The sequence below is a fragment of the Lactococcus sp. LG606 genome, assembly GCF_017309645.1.
GTDB lineage: Bacteria > Bacillota > Bacilli > Lactobacillales > Streptococcaceae > Lactococcus > Lactococcus petauri.
In genome coordinates, this window is sequence record NZ_CP071301.1 from 1,462,806 (window position 1) to 1,480,554 (window position 17,749).

17 protein-coding genes are annotated in these 17,749 nt (G+C 39.3%); 7 read left to right on the forward strand and 10 right to left on the reverse strand.

Annotated features, from left to right (window positions below; genetic code table 11):
• Positions 1–75: 75 nt before the first annotated feature.
• The 4 genes from hslO to J0J35_RS07220 all read left to right on the forward strand — a co-directional run bounded on the left by hslO (position 76) and on the right by J0J35_RS07220 (position 3,893).
• Positions 76–960, forward strand: a complete 885-nt coding sequence (gene hslO / locus J0J35_RS07205; RefSeq protein WP_019292198.1) for an Hsp33 family molecular chaperone HslO — start codon at positions 76–78, stop codon at positions 958–960.
• The gene (locus tag J0J35_RS07210) at positions 957–2,501 is read left to right on the forward strand and encodes a ClC family H(+)/Cl(-) exchange transporter (RefSeq protein ID WP_206916380.1); all 1,545 of its coding nucleotides are present in this window, start codon (positions 957–959) and stop codon (positions 2,499–2,501) included. Before hslO ends, J0J35_RS07210 begins: the two co-directional genes overlap by 4 nt.
• 87 nt (positions 2,502–2,588) lie before the next feature.
• Positions 2,589–3,584, forward strand: coding sequence for a tRNA dihydrouridine synthase DusB (gene dusB / locus J0J35_RS07215; protein WP_003133380.1), 996 nt, complete (start codon positions 2,589–2,591; stop codon positions 3,582–3,584).
• Between the two features lie 66 nt (positions 3,585–3,650).
• Positions 3,651–3,893, forward strand: a complete 243-nt coding sequence (locus J0J35_RS07220; RefSeq protein WP_019292200.1) for a hypothetical protein — start codon at positions 3,651–3,653, stop codon at positions 3,891–3,893.
• A 40-nt stretch (positions 3,894–3,933) separates the two neighbouring features.
• On the opposite strand, the gene J0J35_RS07225 is transcribed toward J0J35_RS07220, so the two are convergent.
• From J0J35_RS07225 to yfmF, 8 genes are all read right to left on the reverse strand, one after another.
• Positions 3,934–4,815: a YitT family protein gene (locus tag J0J35_RS07225; protein WP_017368602.1), complete on the reverse strand. Its 882-nt coding sequence runs from the start codon at positions 4,813–4,815 to the stop codon at positions 3,934–3,936.
• A gap of 122 nt (positions 4,816–4,937) precedes the next feature.
• The gene (locus tag J0J35_RS07230; RefSeq protein ID WP_029343371.1) at positions 4,938–5,801 is read right to left on the reverse strand and encodes a YitT family protein; all 864 of its coding nucleotides are present in this window, start codon (positions 5,799–5,801) and stop codon (positions 4,938–4,940) included.
• A 10-nt stretch (positions 5,802–5,811) separates the two neighbouring features.
• Positions 5,812–7,560: an aspartate--tRNA ligase gene (aspS, locus tag J0J35_RS07235; protein ID WP_206916382.1), complete on the reverse strand. Its 1,749-nt coding sequence runs from the start codon at positions 7,558–7,560 to the stop codon at positions 5,812–5,814.
• Between the two features lie 55 nt (positions 7,561–7,615).
• Positions 7,616–8,899 (reverse strand): histidine--tRNA ligase, encoded by a 1,284-nt coding sequence (gene hisS / locus J0J35_RS07240; RefSeq protein ID WP_019292203.1) that lies wholly within the window; start codon positions 8,897–8,899, stop codon positions 7,616–7,618.
• Positions 8,900–9,220: 321 nt separating this feature from the next.
• Positions 9,221–9,772 (reverse strand): CDP-diacylglycerol--glycerol-3-phosphate 3-phosphatidyltransferase, encoded by a 552-nt coding sequence (gene pgsA, locus J0J35_RS07245; protein ID WP_019292204.1) that lies wholly within the window; start codon positions 9,770–9,772, stop codon positions 9,221–9,223.
• Positions 9,773–9,820: 48 nt separating this feature from the next.
• Positions 9,821–10,729, reverse strand: coding sequence for a RodZ family helix-turn-helix domain-containing protein (locus J0J35_RS07250; RefSeq protein WP_061414393.1), 909 nt, complete (start codon positions 10,727–10,729; stop codon positions 9,821–9,823).
• A 51-nt stretch (positions 10,730–10,780) separates the two neighbouring features.
• Positions 10,781–12,064, reverse strand: coding sequence for an EF-P 5-aminopentanol modification-associated protein YfmH (gene yfmH / locus J0J35_RS07255; protein ID WP_019292206.1), 1,284 nt, complete (start codon positions 12,062–12,064; stop codon positions 10,781–10,783).
• Complete coding sequence (yfmF, locus tag J0J35_RS07260; RefSeq protein ID WP_206916385.1) at positions 12,045–13,289, reverse strand: EF-P 5-aminopentanol modification-associated protein YfmF; 1,245 nt, start codon at positions 13,287–13,289, stop codon at positions 12,045–12,047. Before yfmF ends, yfmH begins: the two co-directional genes overlap by 20 nt.
• Positions 13,290–13,422: 133 nt before the next feature.
• Here yfmF and J0J35_RS07265 point away from each other — a divergent pair, with 133 nt between their 5' ends.
• The 3 genes from J0J35_RS07265 to J0J35_RS07275 are packed head-to-tail and all read left to right on the forward strand — an operon-like array spanning position 13,423 to position 15,075.
• The gene (locus tag J0J35_RS07265; protein ID WP_206916388.1) at positions 13,423–13,785 is read left to right on the forward strand and encodes an RNA-binding S4 domain-containing protein; all 363 of its coding nucleotides are present in this window, start codon (positions 13,423–13,425) and stop codon (positions 13,783–13,785) included.
• Positions 13,786–13,787: 2 nt separating this feature from the next.
• Complete coding sequence (gene recF / locus J0J35_RS07270; protein WP_206916390.1) at positions 13,788–14,882, forward strand: DNA replication/repair protein RecF; 1,095 nt, start codon at positions 13,788–13,790, stop codon at positions 14,880–14,882.
• A complete protein-coding gene (locus J0J35_RS07275) occupies positions 14,854–15,075 on the forward strand; it encodes a transcriptional regulator (protein ID WP_206916393.1) in 222 nt (73 codons plus the stop codon). The genes recF and J0J35_RS07275 overlap by 29 nt, the downstream gene beginning before the upstream one ends.
• Positions 15,076–15,098: 23 nt before the next feature.
• Here the strand turns inward: J0J35_RS07275 and J0J35_RS07280 are convergent, their stop codons facing one another.
• Together J0J35_RS07280 and galE are read right to left on the reverse strand one after the other, a co-directional pair.
• Positions 15,099–16,559 (reverse strand): basic amino acid/polyamine antiporter, encoded by a 1,461-nt coding sequence (locus tag J0J35_RS07280; RefSeq protein ID WP_206916396.1) that lies wholly within the window; start codon positions 16,557–16,559, stop codon positions 15,099–15,101.
• A gap of 186 nt (positions 16,560–16,745) precedes the next feature.
• Complete coding sequence (gene galE, locus J0J35_RS07285; RefSeq protein ID WP_206916398.1) at positions 16,746–17,729, reverse strand: UDP-glucose 4-epimerase GalE; 984 nt, start codon at positions 17,727–17,729, stop codon at positions 16,746–16,748.
• Positions 17,730–17,749: the final 20 nt, after the last annotated feature.

Here is a 17,749-nt window from a genome sequence, read left to right on the forward strand (position 1 = left end):
TAATACAAAATATCATCGCCAAAATAAAAGCCCAGCAATCAATGCTGTTAAAAATATGTTAAAATAGAAGGAGTTATGACTGATAAAATATTAAAATCCATTTCAAAAAATGGTCACTTTCGTGCTTTTGCTCTTGATTCAACATTAACTGTCCGTGAAGCTCAGGAACGTCATCAAACGATGCCTACTTCTACTGTTGCCCTTGGTCGTACCTTGATTGCTGCCCAAATTTTAGGCGCTAATGAAAAAGGGGACAGTAAAATTACGGTCAAAATCTTGGGTGATGGTGCTATGGGTGCAATTGTTGCCGTAGCAGATGCTAAAGGAAATGTTAAAGGTTATGTTCAAAACAAAGATTTAGACTATAAAAAAGCTTCAACAGGAGAAGTACTTGTTGCTCCTTTCATTGGCAATGGCTTCTTTGTCGTTATTAAAGATATGGGACTTCGTCAACCTTATACAGGCCAAACTGATTTAATTACTGGAGAAATTGGGGAAGATCTGGCCTGGTATTTTCTCTCTAGTGAGCAAACACCTTCTTCTGTTGGTTTAAATGTCTTGCTCAATGACGGGGAAGACAGTGTTAAAATCGCAGGGGGATTTATGCTCCAAGCCTTGCCTGATGCAACTGATGATGAAATCACTCTGATGGAAAAAAACATCAAAGCAATGCCAAGTATTTCAGAAATGCTTTTAAAAGAAAAGCCGCTTGAAGCCATGTTAGCTGCACTTTATGGTGAGCTCGAATATACGATTCTTGCTGAATCACCCTTAGCCTTTGCGTGTGACTGTTCAAAGGAACGATTTGCTGAAGGCTTACAAAGCCTCGGTAGTCAAGCACTCACCGAAATTATTGAAGAAGATCACGGGGCTGAAGTCCTCTGCCAATTTTGCGGACGCAAATATGAATTTACAGAAAAAGAACTCAATGATTTAATCTTGGGAGCTGCTCAAAAATGAGACTATTGATTAAAGATCTTTCACAATCGTCAAACAAAAATATAGGTTTAATTTTTTTAAGTCTATTGGTTGGACTGGCAGCTGGCTTCTTAGCCAGCTTTTATCGTTTGGCCCTTTCTCTAGCTGAAAAATTAGGTGCTGCTCTCTACCATCAAGCCAGCACTCACCTTATTTATGGGCTTTTCCTCCTTCCCACCTTGCTTCTCCTTGTCTTTATTGTCAGTACCTTGATGAAAAAATACCCTATGTCGACTGGTAGCGGAATTCCTCAAGTCAAAGGGCAATTGCTGGGCTACTTTAAACCAGACTGGTTTTCAACGGCTTGGGCTAAGTTTGTCGGAGGAACACTGGCCATGTTTGCTGGGTTATCCTTAGGTCGTGAAGGACCATCGATCCAGCTCGGGGCTGCGATGGGACAAGCCTTTGGTCAAAGATTTTCCTCTACTGAGCGACACCAACGTTTGTTGATTGCTTCTGGAGCTTCCGCCGGTTTATCTGCTGCTTTTAATGCACCGCTTTCGGGTATCATGTTTACGCTTGAAGAAGTATTCAAATACTTCTCACCTTTGATACTATTAACTTGTATGAGCTCTGCTATCATGGCTGATGCCGTTTCGCGTATTATTTTTGGTCCAGCCAGTATCTTTGATTTCCAAATCGTGAGCAGCATTCCCCTCTCAGATTATTGGCTACTCTTACTTTTAGGCATCCTTATGGGAATTTTTGGTGCAGTTTATAATGCTGCTCTTCTAAAGAGTCAAAGCCTCATGAAGGGGAAGATAAAAAGTCCTTTTCTTCGTGTCTTGTTCAGTTTTGCTGCTTCTGCTCTTGTCGCACTCTTCTTTCCACTAATCAGCGGCAGTGGTCACCAGTTGATTGACCAATTGACGCTTACTTGGGGACTTGCCTTTCTCTGTCTGGTCTTTGTTGCAAAGTTTTTGATTTCCCTCATCAGCTATGCTTCAGGTGTTCCCGGAGGAATATTCTTCCCCCTCTTAGTACTCGGTGCTAGTCTTGGTAGCATTTTTGCTACAACAGTCATTCCTCTCTTGCATTTGTCGCCCAACCTATTCCCAAATTTTATTATTTTAGCGATGGCTGCAACTTTTACTGCTATCGTTCGTGCACCAATGACTGGAATTCTCCTTTTAGTCGAGATGACAGGTTCCTTTGAGCATTTATTACCTCTGGCTTTTGTTTCTCTAATTTCCTATCTTGTGGCCGAGCTTTTACACTCTGAGCCAATCTACCACTCATTACTCCACAATCTACTTACTGTTGATTCGGAAATAGCTACTGAAAAAGAAGGTCATATTATGATTGAAGCCTTGGTACAGTTTGATTCGGAAGCTGACAATCAACCGGTTCAAAATCTCCATCTTCCTAAAGATAGTCTTCTGATTGCTATTCAAAGAAATGGTGAAAAAATTATTCCACGAGGAGATACACTACTCCATGCTGGAGATGTTGCAACCTTTTTAACCACTCAAGCTCAGGAAGTTTCTGTACGCCAAAAAATAAAGCACTTATTTACTGATTAATCTAAAAAACCTTCGTTAATTTATCTACGAAGGTTTTTTCAGTGCAAAGTTTTAGCAAATCCCCTAAAAAATGGTAAAATATTCTCTATGACTATGGATTCAAAATACACACGCCCATGGAAAATTGGGGATATAGAAATTGCTAATAAAATTGTACTCGCTCCAATGGCGGGAATTAATAATAAAGCCTTCCTGACAACAGCTAAAGAGTTTGGAGCCGGACTTGTTGTTACTGAAATGATTTCTGATAAAGGTATCGAACATCGTAACAAAAAAACGCTTCAAATGATGGACTTTGAAGGCGTTCCGCATCCACTTTCCATGCAGATTTTTGGTGGTGAAGTTGATACACTGGTTGAAGCAGCGAAATTTGTTCAAGAAAATACAGTAGCAGACATCATTGATATCAATATGGGCTGTCCTGTTCCGAAGGTAACCAAAAATGAAGCGGGAAGTCGCTTACTACTTGACCCAGATAAGGTTTACGATGTAGTGAAAGCTGTCAGCTCTGCGATTGATCTACCACTCACTGTAAAAATTCGTATCGGTTGGGATTCTGATCATCTCTACGCTGTCGAAAATGCCAAAGCTATTGAAGCAGCTGGTGGTGCAGCTGTTGCAATGCACGCACGGACACGCGCTCAACTCTATGAAGGTAAAGCCGACTGGACATGGCTTGAAAAAGTAGCAAGCAATATTAACATTCCTTTCATCGGAAACGGCGATGTTAAAACACCTGAAGATGCTAAACGCATGATTGATGAAACAGGTGTTGATGCAGTCATGATTGGTCGAGCAGCTCTTGGAAATCCGTGGATGCTTCACCGTACGGAACACTACCTTCGCACAGGGGAATTACTCCCTGAACCAACTGTGGATGAAAAAATGCGTATCGCTAAGATTCACTTGCAACGTCTTGTTGACCTCAAAGGCGATAACTTAGCGTCACGCGAATTCCGTCAACATGCAGCTTACTACCTCAAAGGTGCAAAACGTGCTGCAAAAGTTAAAGTAGCTGTAAATCAAGCAGAAACACAAGCAGAAATTGTCAAGATTTTAGATGATTTCGTTGCTCAAAATTAAGAGATTGGCTTTTGCCAGTCTTTTTGTTTATAATAAGGTTAGTATCATAAAACAAGGAGGGACTCTATGCGTACATCAAAAGCTCTTGTCGAAATCGAAAAGGCAATTATTCACCTCAAGAAAGCTAAACGTGAGATTAGTAATTATAGCTTTGAAAACCAAACTCAAAGCCTCATTCAAATCAATCAAGCTATCGATCGCTTACAAATTCTTAAGGACGGCGTTAATGCTGATTCTTCTGATGTAGAAGGTGTTTCTTCTGTAGGCCGACTTGAAGGCGAACGTCTAACTTCAAAACTTTTTCAATAATAGCCATTAAAATAAAAAGAACCAAAATCTGGCTCTTTTTTTATTTTTTCTTACGTTTATATTTACTTTGTGGATAAGTAAAATCTCCCATAACTTCATGAACATTTATTACTGTTGAGAAGGCTTGAGGATCTATTTCAGCAATCAGAGCTTTAACCGTCATGACTTCTCGAGGGTTAAGCACCACATAGACCACACGTTTTTCTGTACCTGAATATGCGCCTTCACCATGTAAGAATGTTGCACCACGTCCAAGTTCTGCCAGGATGGCATTTGAAATTTCTTGATACTTAGGACTGATAATAAGCATCCCACGAACGGTATAACCACCAGATTGGATAAGGTTAATCACTTGGGCACTTACGAAACTTGCAATTAATGTATAAACCATATGATTAACATCAATGTAAGTGAGAGAAAGTGTCATTACAAAAAGGTCTATTGTGAAAATCACACGCCCCACTGCTGTGCCTCGCTTAATTTGCAACAGCTGAGCAATGATATCTGAACCTCCAGTTGTTCCGCCAAAGCGGAAGATAATCCCAATCCCCGTTCCGGCAAATACCCCGGCCAGGAGAGCTGCGACTAAGTTATCATGCAAAAGATTAATACTAAAATCAAATGCTTGGAAAACTGAAAGGAAAAGCGAGATGTTAACAATCGCATAGACCGTATAGGTAAAGGTCCGTTGTCCTAAGAAACGGTAACCAATAAAAAGCAAGGGGATATTCAGAATGAACTGACTTAGGGCCGGATCCAACTTGAATAATGCGTGCAAGATCAAGGTAATACCGGAAAGGCCACCTGCAGCCAACTGATTGGCCATATTTAACTTTACAAAACCAAAAGCAAAGATAATTGCGCCTAAGCTGATGGCAATAAAGTTACGAAAATGGATTTTAATGAGGCTCATATCCTTCATACAACTCTCCAATCTAATACCATTTTTACCTTATAAAAATGGCTTTATAATTTCTTGTAAAACCTCTGTCACAGTTGACAGAGGCCTTCTCTAATTTATACTAAAACGGTCATTTTGTCAACTTAATCAGTAATCTCACTAAAGTTCCCTATTACACGAACGTTTTCTGAGATAGAGACAAAAGCTTTCGGATCATATTTTGTGATGATTTCTTTAAAATCTTGATACTCATACATGGTGATAACCGTAAACAAAATTGTCCGTTTCTCGTGTGAGTATGCACCTTCAGCATTGTTCAAAATTGTTGCACTGTGATGCATTTTTTCAAAGAGTTTGCGGATGATGATTTCAGGATTCTCGGTAACTATCATCACCTGCATACGTTTTTGACGTGTAAAGATTGCATCTGTGACACGTGAGCTCACAAAGATAGCAATCATAGAATACAGCATATATTCCCAGCCAAAGAGTACGCCTGCAGTAAAGATAATTACTCCGTTGACAATGAAACCTAGTGTACCAACATTATGGCCTGTTCTCTTCCGGATATAAAGGGCAATGATGTCCGTACCACCACTTGAAATACCATTACGCATGGCATATCCAACACCTGCACCCATGATGGTACCACCAAAGATGGCATTGATGATTGGATCAGGTGTCAGCGTTGTTTCAGGAACAAAGTGGATAAAAATGGAGCTCATGGTAACCGTTAACAAAGTAAACAGAGTAAACTGTTTCCCTAAACGGAACCAAGCTAAAATCATTAAGGGAACATTGATCAGGAAGAGCGTGGCTGATATGGGAAGATAGTTGTGCCCCAAAATTCGTGTTAAAATTTCCGTTGCCACCTGTGCTGCCCCTGTCGCGCCACTTGCATAAACTCTTCCGGGTTGATAAAAGAAGTTCAATGCAAAAGCAGATGTGATTCCATATAAGACAGATGCTGAGAAACGATGTGTCAACTTTTCCCAGCCACCAAACATGTTGATAAATTTAGTCAAGTTTTTCAAGTTTAATTCTCAATTCTTCCAGTTGGCTCTCACTGACTACTGATGGCGCTTGTGTCATCGGGTCTGTGGCTTTATTATTCTTAGGAAAGGCAATAACTTCACGAATATTGTCTTTTCCTGCAAGCAACATAACGAAACGGTCCAAACCAAGGGCCAATCCTCCGTGTGGTGGGAAGCCATAATCTAAAGCTTCCAACAAGAAACCAAATTGCTCTTTGGCATCTTCTAAACTAAAGCCTAGCGCTTTGAGCATTTCTTCTTGTAATTCACGCGTATTAATACGAAGTGAACCACCACCGAGTTCGTAACCATTCAAAACAATGTCGTAAGCATGCGCACGCACTTTACTAAGATCTCCTGAAAGTTCCCCTTGTGTTTCAGCAGTTGGTAAAGTGAACGGGTGATGCGCACTCATATAACGCCCTTCTTCTTCTGACCATTCAAACATTGGCCAATCAATAACCCAGAGGAAATTGAATTTCGAATAATCAATTAAGCCTTGCTCTTTGGCAATCGTTTGACGTAAAGCACCCAGTGCTGAATTTGCCACTTCTAAACTGTCCGCCACAAAGAGAACAAAGTCGTTGTTTTCTAAGCCCAAAGTTTCAACGAATTCTGATGTTTTATCTGTCAAGAATTTAGCAATTGGACCTGCCAATTTATCGTCTTCAAACTTGATCCAAGCTAAGCCCTTGGCACCATTTTGTTTGGCTTGCTCTGTTAATTTATCAATAGCTTTACGAGAGTACTTATCGGCATTATTTTTAACAACAATGGCTTTAACAACTGGCGCCTCACTAAACACTTTGAAATCTACAGTTTTCGCAAGGTCTGTCAAGTCTGTCAAGAGCATTTCGTAGCGTGTATCTGGCTTATCTGAACCATAGAAATTCATAGCATCATCGTATTTCATACGCGGAAATGGTAAAGTTACATCAACGTTTTTAACGTCCTTCATAACTTTCGCAATCAAACCTTCAGTTAAATCTTGAATTTCTTCTTCCCCAAGAAAACTTGTTTCTAAGTCGACCTGTGTAAATTCTGGTTGACGGTCACCACGCAAGTCTTCGTCACGGAAACATTTCACGATTTGATAGTAACGATCAAGGCCCGCAGTCATCAACAATTGTTTCATAAGTTGTGGACTTTGTGGTAAAGCATAAAATTCGCCTTTATTAACACGAGAAGGAACAAGGTAATCACGTGCACCTTCTGGAGTTGATTTATTCAAGAAAGGTGTTTCAACATCGATAAAGCCTTGATTATCTAAGTAGCTACGGATAGCACGTGTTGTCGCATGACGCATCGTAATATTATTAAGCATTTCCGGACGACGTAAGTCGAGATAACGGTATTTCAACCGTGTATCATCAAGCACCTCAACTCCATCTTTAATCTCAAAAGGCGTTGTTTTTGAAGTGCTGAGAATTTGCATTTGGTTGGCTTCAATTTCAATTCCACCTGTTTTAATATTTTCGTTTTTGCTGGCACGTTCAACAACTTTACCTGTAATTTCAAGGACGTATTCGTTCCGGACTTTATCCGCTACCTCAACAATTTCTTTTGCTGCTGTTTCTGGGTTAACGACAATCTGGACAATACCTTCGCGGTCGCGCAAATCAATAAAGATTAAGCCTCCAAGATTGCGACGCTTCGCAACCCAACCTTTTACGGTAACTTCTTGATTTAAATATTCTTCGGTAATATTTCCTGCATAGTTTGTTCTCTTCAAATTTAATCTCCTTATGTTTTTTAGTACTCTTGTTCTCTAGAACTACTGAACTTTGTTATTCTCCAAGCGCTTCCTCAAAGATAGGCGCAAATCCTTTCGCAACTTCTGCCAAAGTTGTTTTCACTTCTTTACGCGTTTGGTTATGTTTAACTGTAATTTCACCTGTTTCCACTTCATTATCCCCAAGCGTAATTATCACTTCTGCTTTTGCTTTTTCAGCTGATTTAAATTGTGCGCTAAGCTTGCGATTAGAGAAATCACGTTCGACTTTAAAGGCTTGAGCACGGAGGCTTTCTGCGAGTTGTGTCGCTGCTAAGCTGGCTTTATTTCCCATAACGGCAATATAAACATCAAGTGTATCTTCTTCATGGAAATCAACACCTTGCATTTCAGCAACCATCAACAAGCGCTCTACACCCAGTCCGAATCCAAAACCTGGTGTGGCTGGACCATCAAAGTATTCAACCAAACCATCATAACGGCCGCCTGCACAAACCGTCAATTCTTGTCCTTTGACATCTACGATAAATTCAAAAATTGTATCATTATAATAGTCCAAACCACGAACCATATTAGTATCAATGACATATTCAATGCCTAAACCATCGAGCAGATCACGTGTCATGTCAAAGTGATTTTGAGACTCTTCTGTAAGAAAGTCCAAGATAGATGGTGCATCCTTGACGATTTCTTTGTCTTCTTTTTCCTTGCTGTCAAGTACTCGAAGAGGATTTTCGTGAAGACGACGTTGGCTATCTTTTGAAAGTTGTTTTTCAAAAGGTGTCAAATAATCAACCAAAGCTGTACGATAAGCCTTACGTGTTTCTAAATCCCCCAGAGAATTCAAGTGAAGTGTCACACCAGAAATACCGATTTGTTCAAATAATGATTGTGCCATGGCGATAATTTCGACATCAATTGCCGGATTTTTTGCTCCGAAACACTCTACACCAAATTGATGGAATTCACGTAAACGTCCAGATTGAGGGCGTTCATAGCGGAACATTGAGCCCATATAATACATTTTGACAGGTTTTGGCACTTCTGGGGCAAAGAGTTTATTTTCAATATAAGCGCGAACAGTTGAAGCAGTTCCTTCAGGACGTAAGGCAATGTGACGTCCACCTTTATCGTCAAAGTCATACATTTCTTTCGTCACAATATCACTTGTTTCACCTGTTGCACGACTGAACAGCTCATAACTTTCAAAAAGGGGTGTACGGATTTCTTTGAAATTGTAATCTTCAAATACTGCACGTGCCATCATTTCTACATATTGCCATTTTTGTGACTCTTGAGGCAGAATATCTGCCGTACCTTTTGGTTTTTGTAATTTCATATTATCTCCTTTGTATCGAATACATTTATGATTTAAACATTATTAAGAAAGCCTTTGTGAGCCTTGCCGTTCAGCATTAGCACCTTTAGGTGCAATGCTGGTAGCAAATTAAAACGCCCCAAGCATAAAAGCTCTAGGGCGTCAGTAATCTTATCGCGGTACCACCTAAATTTGTCCTGTCTTCCAGAACCTCAGTTTAGCTATAACGTTGCTACCGTTTCTTATCGTCACTTTAGGTTTTGTAAGCTTTCAGCCAAGTCTTACTCTCTGTATGTTTAAGTATAACGCAGACTTCTATTTTTTTCAAGCTTTAAATTCACATTAATTTTTAAAAACTTGCATATTTTTGGCAAAGTAATCATAGCCGGAATAAATCGTGAAGATAAGGCAAACATAAAGTAAGATTGTGCCAATATAAATGGGATCACCAATTAGTAAGAAAATAATAGACAACATTTGTGTAAATGTTTTAATTTTTCCTGGCATAGCTGCAGCCAAGACTGCACCACCTTGTTCAACCAGTAAAAGGCGAAGTCCAGTCACAGCAAGTTCACGACATACGATGATTGCAACAACCCAAGCTGGAGCTAAGCCTAGAGCAATTAGCATCACAAATGCAGCCATCGTTAACATTTTATCCGCTAAAGGATCTGCAAATTTACCAAAATTAGAAACAACTTTCCACTTGCGCGCCAAATAGCCATCAAGCCAGTCTGTAATTGAAGCTACAGCAAAGATAATTGCTGCAACAATCCATGAAACATAGCTTGTACCCACAGCTGCACCATGTGGCAGATAAAGGACAATGAGAAAGACAGGAATCATAAAGATTCTTAGTATCGTTAGTTGATTAGGGAGTTTTTCTTTTTTCATAATTACTTTCTTCGCTTCTTAGAGTTGGCCTGCTCGTGGCTCAACTTTTTATTGTGTTACAGGTGCTGTAGTGCTTGCATAAGTCACCGTTAATTGCACTTGAACTGGAACGCCTACTGTAAGAGCAGACAAATCGACAGTGCTACCGTTGATTGTCATTGTAAGTCCTTGGGTATTGGACAAGTTAATCACGGAGTTAGTTAATCCTGCTCCGAGCGTTGCTGTAGCTGTATTTTCGGCATCAGATAACGTGCGTACTGTTGCCCAATCCGCATTGGTCAATGAAACAGTTGTCACTGCGCCAGCTGCTGTTGTAAAGACAATTTGTGTTGGGCTCGTAGCATTTTCTACCTTGACATTGAGCTGCGCACCACTTCCAGTAATCGTAATTTGGTTTTGGGGCTCTGGTTTTGATTCAACAGGCTTTTCTGATGATTCTGTTGTTTTCTTTTGTTCTTCTGTTGCCTTTTTTGTTTCGCTCGTTTTATAAGTATAAGACGTATCACTCAAGTCTGGCTTTGGCGGGCGCGTAAGTAATACAACAGCTGTGACACTTCCGACAATGGCTAGTGCAACAGCAGAAAGCAAGATAATGGGAACATAATGACGCCATGCAGGCTTATTACTTTCTTCCTCTTCCTCATCCTCTTCTACGCGTTCACTTGGTTTCACAAATCGATAAGTTTCTTGGATGTCTTCGTGTTCTTCAACAGACATTGATCCATCCTTCTCATATGCAAACATGATTTGATCTGCATCAAGATCCAACTTTTCTGCATATTGTTTAAGATAAGCTTTAATATAAAAATCACCGGGTAAAGCCTTATAATCCCCTGTTTCTAAAGCAATAATATATAATTTCGGAATATTTGTAAGTTTTTCGGCTTCACTTAGCCCGAGGCCAAGTTCCGTCCTCTTGTCTTTGAGGACTTCGCCTATTGTTTTAATTGCCACCATGTCCTCCTCTCAGCTTTATGAAATACATGGATTTATTCATAACTGTTCGTATTATTTAGGGTAGATGATAAAATCTACAGTTTGCATATTCTCAACAAATTTTTCAGCGTATTTGCTGACTTTTTCAAGGGTTAATCCTGATAAAATTTCAGGTAAATCAAAGAAGTTAATCTCGCCATAAATATTTGATGAAAATTGATTGGCGATATATTCTAAAGAGTTTAGGGATTTATAATAGTCCCCTAGTGTTTCACGTTTCAGTATTTCTAGATTTTCTTTTTCAAAATCCTTATCTATTTTATAACTTTTTAGGGCTTCCTGCAAAACTTTACTTACTTGCTCTGGTTTTTCAGTATCTACTGTAATATTCGCAAAGTGAAAACTTTTATCCATATCAAAACCATAGCCAAAAGAATCATCAACTAAACCTGCATTATACATTTCCTCATAACGATGACTTGTTTTCCCAAAAAGCATATCGAGAAGCAACTGATTTGAAAGTTTATATTCTAATAATTCGCGGGCATCAGTTGGTAAAGCATCTTCTCCACGAAAACCAAGAGCCAACTTGGGCATCGCAACTTCAAACGCAAGAGTTTTTCCTGCAATCGGCTGACTCCCCTCAACAGTTTTTCTCTGTATGGGTTCAGCTTTAACAAAAGCTTTCTTCTCTTGATTCTCATTTACAAATGCAGCCATGTAATCCACATCAAAAGGACCTGTTAAAAAGAGGTTCATGTTTGAGGGATGATAAAAAGTTTCATAGTTAACATACAAGTCAGCTGCGGTAATTTCCTTAATCGAACGTGGAGTACCAGCAATATCATCTGCCAATGGTGACTCAGGATAAAGCGAAGCTAAAAGCCCTGCAAACAAACGCCAGTCACTATCATCTTGATACATCTGGATTTCTTGTTGAATAATACCTTGCTCTTTTGCAACATTTTCTTCCGTAAAGTAAGGTTCTTGCACAAAATCAAGCAGTAAGTTCACACACTCATAGATATTTTCACGTGTCGAAAAAAGATAAGACGTTCTCGAAAAGCTTGTAAAAGCATTGGTTTGCGCCCCATAGGCTCCAAACTTGTACATTACATCCCCTTCTTTTTTCTCGAAGAGTTTATGCTCCAAAAAGTGAGCGATACCTTCTGGAAAAGTCTTTATCTCTTGACTTCCCATAGGGACAAAAGAGGTATCCAATGACCCAAAGTTTGTCGTAAAAAGACCGTAGGTACGATTGTAATCAGGTTTCGGTAAGTAATAAACCGTTAAACCGTTGGCTAGAACATCAGTATATAAGATTTCACCCGTTTTTTCATATCTCTTCTTCTGCATAAACTTCTCCTTTCATGAAATATTGAGCCTGTAGTTTTAAACTTTGCGCCAAGCGCATAATATCTTCTTTGCTCACAGCTTCTAATGCTTTCAAAAAAGTTGCTTCATCAACATAAAGTTCAGACAAAACTTCGTGAATAAAAGCTTGTTCGATGAGATTCGAAGAAGAGTCAAGCGACATGAAGTAAGAATTTTTTAGCATTGTTTTAGTTTGCTCAATTTCTTGTGCGGTAAAGTCTCCAGATTGCATGGCTTGAAGTTGTTCTAGAATCAGCTCTCGTGCCTGTTGATAATTTCCTGCATCAATTCCTGCATTAACTCTTAGCAGGCCTGTAAAACTATCAAAAGCTGAACTTGCATAGTAAGCCAAGCTTGCCTTTTCACGGACATTCATAAATAATTTAGAATGTGCAAAGCCACCAAAAAGGCCATTCATCACTTGTAAAGTCATGTAATCCTTGCTGCCATAAGTTGTCGGTTGCGCAAAAGCCATTTGTAAAATAGACTGTTGCACCTCCTTAGCTTCGATTTTTTCTTGATAATCCTTGAGCTCTTGCTTATAAAAAATTTCAGAATGCCCCTGACGATCCTTAAAGTCAAAGTTTTGGAACAAACGTACAACTTCAGCTTCTTCCACATCACCTAGAACAAAAATATCAATCAGATTGTGATTAAGCATTTCAGTGTAATAATTAAAAACAGCTTCTGCTGTTTCTGACTGCAAAAGTCCCACAGTTGCTACACCTGGGAGAGATTGATTTGGATCCGTAAAGAAAAGGGCAGCCAACTGACGGCTGGCATAATAAGAGCGATCTTCATTCATAGCTTTAAGGTAGTTGATGAGATTTGTCTTTTCCCGCTGGAAAACTTCAACATTATTATCTGGACTAAAGAGCGCTTTATGCATAAAGTCAACGGCACCTGCCAAAGTATCCACATTAACAAACTTAGGATTAACAAGATTCATATGAATGCTTAACAAATGTTGACTGCCTTTTTTATTTACTGCAGTTGAGAAAGATGTCCCATAAAGTTCTGACAAGCGGCTTGAAAATGCTTGAGCTGTTGGGTATGCTGCATTGGTCGTTTCCCATAAATTAGAGATAATCACACGCTTAGCAATATTTTCTCGCGAAAGTTCTTCACGAAAGCGCACCATGAGACGTATTGTTTTGAATTTTGTTTCTTTTATAACATGGAGATTTACTCCGCTGGCTAGTTTCATAGATATCCCTTGTCTACTCCTCTTTTTAAGTTTAAAGGAACTTCTTTTAATCCTAAAAAGAGCAGGAGCTGTAATATCTCTATTATAGCAAATTTTCCACTATTTTTGAGACTCTTTATGCTAAAATAGAGTTATGCAAAATTACATCTTATTTGAAGAATACATCACTTTAGGACAAGTCATTAAAGAATTGGCCATTGTCAATACAGGAGGCCAAGCTAAGCTTTTTCTCGCTGAAAATGAAGGCAATATTTTCTTAAACAAGGAAGCTGAAAATCGCCGTGGCAAAAAACTGCGTGCGGGAGATGTTTTGGAGATGCCTGAATTTGGACTGATTCTCACATTTGTCCAAGCTTCTGAAGAAGAAATTGCTGAACGTGAAGAAGATAAGGCCGAGGAAGAACGCGTCAAAGCACTTGTCAAGAAAATGAACGCTCAAGTCAAAACTCAAAAACCTAAAAAAGCGGCCAAGCCAAGATTCCCCGGCGCTAAATAAGCATGAAACTTAACAATATACAGCTCTATAATTTCCGAAATTATGATAAGCTTTCCCTTGAATTTCATCCCAATCTCAATATCTTTTTAGGACAGAATGCCCAAGGTAAAACAAATCTTTTAGAAAGTATCTACTTTCTTGCTTTAACACGTAGCCACCGCACCCATCATGATCGGGAACTGATTCGGTGGGATGCCAAAGAAATGAAGGTTTCTGGTACTGTCACAAAAGGCCACAGTAATATCCCTCTAGAAGTTGCTTTAACTCCTAAAGGACGTACGGCTCATGTCAATCATCTGAAAGAAAACCGCTTAGCAGACTATATCGGTCAGCTGAACCTTATCATGTTTGCACCTGAGGATTTAGAACTTATCAAAGGTGCCCCAAGCATTCGCCGTCGCTTCCTTGATATGGAGATTGGTCAAATACGTCCCGTTTATCTTTATGATTCGGTGCGCTATAACCGCGCTTTAAAAGAGCGCAATGCTTACCTCAAGATGGAACGCAAACAGATTGACGCTACTTTTTTAGATGTTTTAGACAGCCAACTGGCAGAACACGGTCAGAAGATTAGTACTGAACGTCAAAATTTTATTGACAAACTGGAAAAGCTGGCACAAAAAATTCATGCTCAACTCACTCATGGGCTTGAGGAGCTGCAGATTAATTATAAAGTTAATTCTACAGCTCTCTTAGAAGATTTGAAAAGCTCACGTGATAAGGATATCTTTCGTCATCAGACCTCTGTCGGTCCTCACCGAGATGATTTGACTTTTTTTGTCAATGGTATTAATGTTGCGGACTTTGGCAGCCAAGGCCAACAAAGAACCGTTGCTTTATCTGTCAAGCTCGCTGAGATTGATTTAATTTTTGAAGAGACTGGAGAATATCCTATTCTTTTGCTCGACGATGTCATGAGTGAGCTCGACAATAGCCGTCAGTTGGATCTTTTAGAAACAACGCTCGGAAAAACACAAACCTTTATTACTACAACGACGCTTGACCACCTCAAAAACCTGCCAGAAAACTTAAGTATTTTCAATGTGAAGCAAGGAGAAATTGAAACAAATGGACAAGAAAGAACCACCACTGACTGAGGATAACCTGATCAAATTTAAGGCACTGGAGGCAGAAGGGGATTCTACGTTATTAAAACGTATTTCCCTTCTTGTTGAACAAGAACGTGAATTACGTCAACAAAAAGATAAACTCGAAGAAGATTTACGTGTATTGATTCATATCAAAAATAGCCATTACTCACAATTAGAGCAAAAAAATTCGGAACATTAATTCCGAATTTTTTTTTACGTTATTTATAAGCCAAGTAACTCTCTTAAACCATAATGATTGCCAATCAAGCCAAAAGCTGCAAAGATAGACAAACCGATAATTACAAAAAGAACAATAATTTCTAAACGAGAAAGTGTCTTACCATTTTCTTTCTTCGCTAAGTAGTAGAAAATAAAACCAATTGCATAGAGAATCGAAGCCATCCAAACATACTGCCAGCCTGAAAGCCATAGCGCTAAAATTTGGAAAGCAAGGGCCACAAAGCCAATGACTATATTTTTTGTATTTTTTTCTTCAAGACCGTGTTTCATCATATATGCACCGACCAAAGCGTAACAGATCATGATACATGCTGTACAGAGGTACACCATTACATTATAAGCATTTGCGACATAAAAAGTAACGATGATGAAAAATTGAACAAAGATTTGTGTAAGCCAAAGAGAATTTGCAGGAGCGTTATGTTTATTTAAGCGCCCAAACCATTCTGGGAGTAATTTTTGATTGGCCAACTGTGTTGTGGATTCTACTGGAAGCATCGTCCATGATATCCAAGCCCCTAAAACGGAAACAACAAGACCACTGGCCATCAATGCGCCTCCAAAGCTACCAAGCATATCTTTTAGCATATAAACCATGCCTGGCGTTTTCATGGCAGCTAATTCTGCTTGATCATAATAGCCGAAAGGTAGGAGTGAAAGCAAGATGTAGATAAAAAGTAAAACGATAAGACCAATGATTGTCGCGCGGCCTGCATCAGATTTTTTCTTGGCACGATCACCCATCATTGCCGCACCTTCAATCCCGACAAAGACCCAAATCATGACCATAAGAGAGCTTTTAACTTGATCGAGTAAGCCGCCAGCGGTCATTGACCCTTGAGCTTGAACCAAGCCTTGAGTATTTTCTGTAATATTGTTCCAAAAACCTGCAGTGAATACTCCTGCTTTGAACATAAAGATCCCTGTAATCATAAAAACAAAGATTGGGATTAATTTACAAACCAGAACAATGGTATTCACAATCGCTGCAGATTCGACCCCTTTACTCACCATCAAAGCTAAAAGCCAAGAAAGAATCGATACGGACACTACTGCAAAAACGCTTAGACTTCCATTTGCATCTGCAAATTTACCAGGGAAAAAGTAATCCATAGATATCATCATGAGCACGGCAAAGGCAATATTACCTAACCATGTGGACAACCAGTAACCCCACCCAGAAAGAAAACCTACCAAATCGCCAAAGCCTTCTCGCGCATAATCAGAAACCCCTGAAAGTTGTGGTTTGTTAATAATCAGATAGTTTAAGCTCAAGACAAGCGCTAAAAGCCCTAAACCAACGAAGAGCCATGCTACGATTACACCACCTGCAGTAGCTCCATTGGCTAAATCGTTGGAAAGGTTAAATACCCCACCACCAATAGCACTGGAGACAACGATGGAGACAAGGGCTATCAGCCCCATCCCTTTTTTATTTTCCATTTATTTTTCCTATAATTCCATTTTATTTATATTGAAATATTTTCTTAATATAACATTTTTTGCATTTTCATGCAACTTTCATCTGCTTTCAATCCTGTTTTCTTTATATTTTTACATTTTGAAGCGTTTTCTTACAAAAATAACGAAAAAGCAACCCAAATTAAAAGATTGCTTTTTCCATTTGTATTAATATCCATTTGGATGAGAGCTATGCCATTTCCAAGCATTCTCGATAATATATTCTAAATTATTTTTCACGTGCCAATCCAAGACTTCTCCTGCTTTCGTCGAGTCTGCCACCAACATATCTGGATCGCCAGGACGACGTTCTCCCATTTGTGATGGAATTTCTTTACCGGTAACACGGCGTGCAGTTTCCAAGACCTCAAGGTTAGAGTAGCCTTTTGAAGAGCCAAGATTAAACTGATCCGAAGCACCGCCCGCTTTAAGATATTCTAAGGCTTTGATGTGTGCTTCAATCAAATCTTCCATGTCAATATAGTCACGTACGCATGTACCATCAGGCGTATTGTAATCATCGCCATAGATAGTGATAAACTCACGTTGGCCTAAAGCTGTTTGTAAAATAAGCGGAATCAAATGCGTTTCATTTTTATGTGCTTCACCGATGCTTCCGTCATGTTTAGCACCAGCAACATTGAAGTAGCGCAGTGCTACATAAGTCATATCCGTTGCCTCTGATTGCCACTTCATCATTTTTTCCATGATGAGTTTGCTTTCGCCATAAGGATTGATTGGTTTTTGTGGAGTTTTTTCAGAAATAGGGCTTTCTTCGGGTATTCCAAAAGTTGCAGCCGTACTCGAAAAGACAATATGCTTAATACCAAATTTTTCCATGGTTTCAAGAATAACCTGTGCCCCACCAACATTATTATTAAAATACATCAGGGGTTTTTGCATTGATTCACCCACCAATGAATAGGCACAAAAGTGCATTAAACCTTCGATATCTTTTTCTTTTGTAAAAACATCAGCCAAAAAAGCTTGATCGCGCACATCTCCTTCATAGAAGCGTACATCTGCTGGGACAGCTTCACGATGTCCTGTCACAAGATTGTCTACAACGGCCACATCATAATCACGTGCTACTAGAATATCAACAGCATGGCTACCTACATAACCTGCGCCTCCAAGTACTAAGACTGTCATTTATTTATCCTCCATTACTT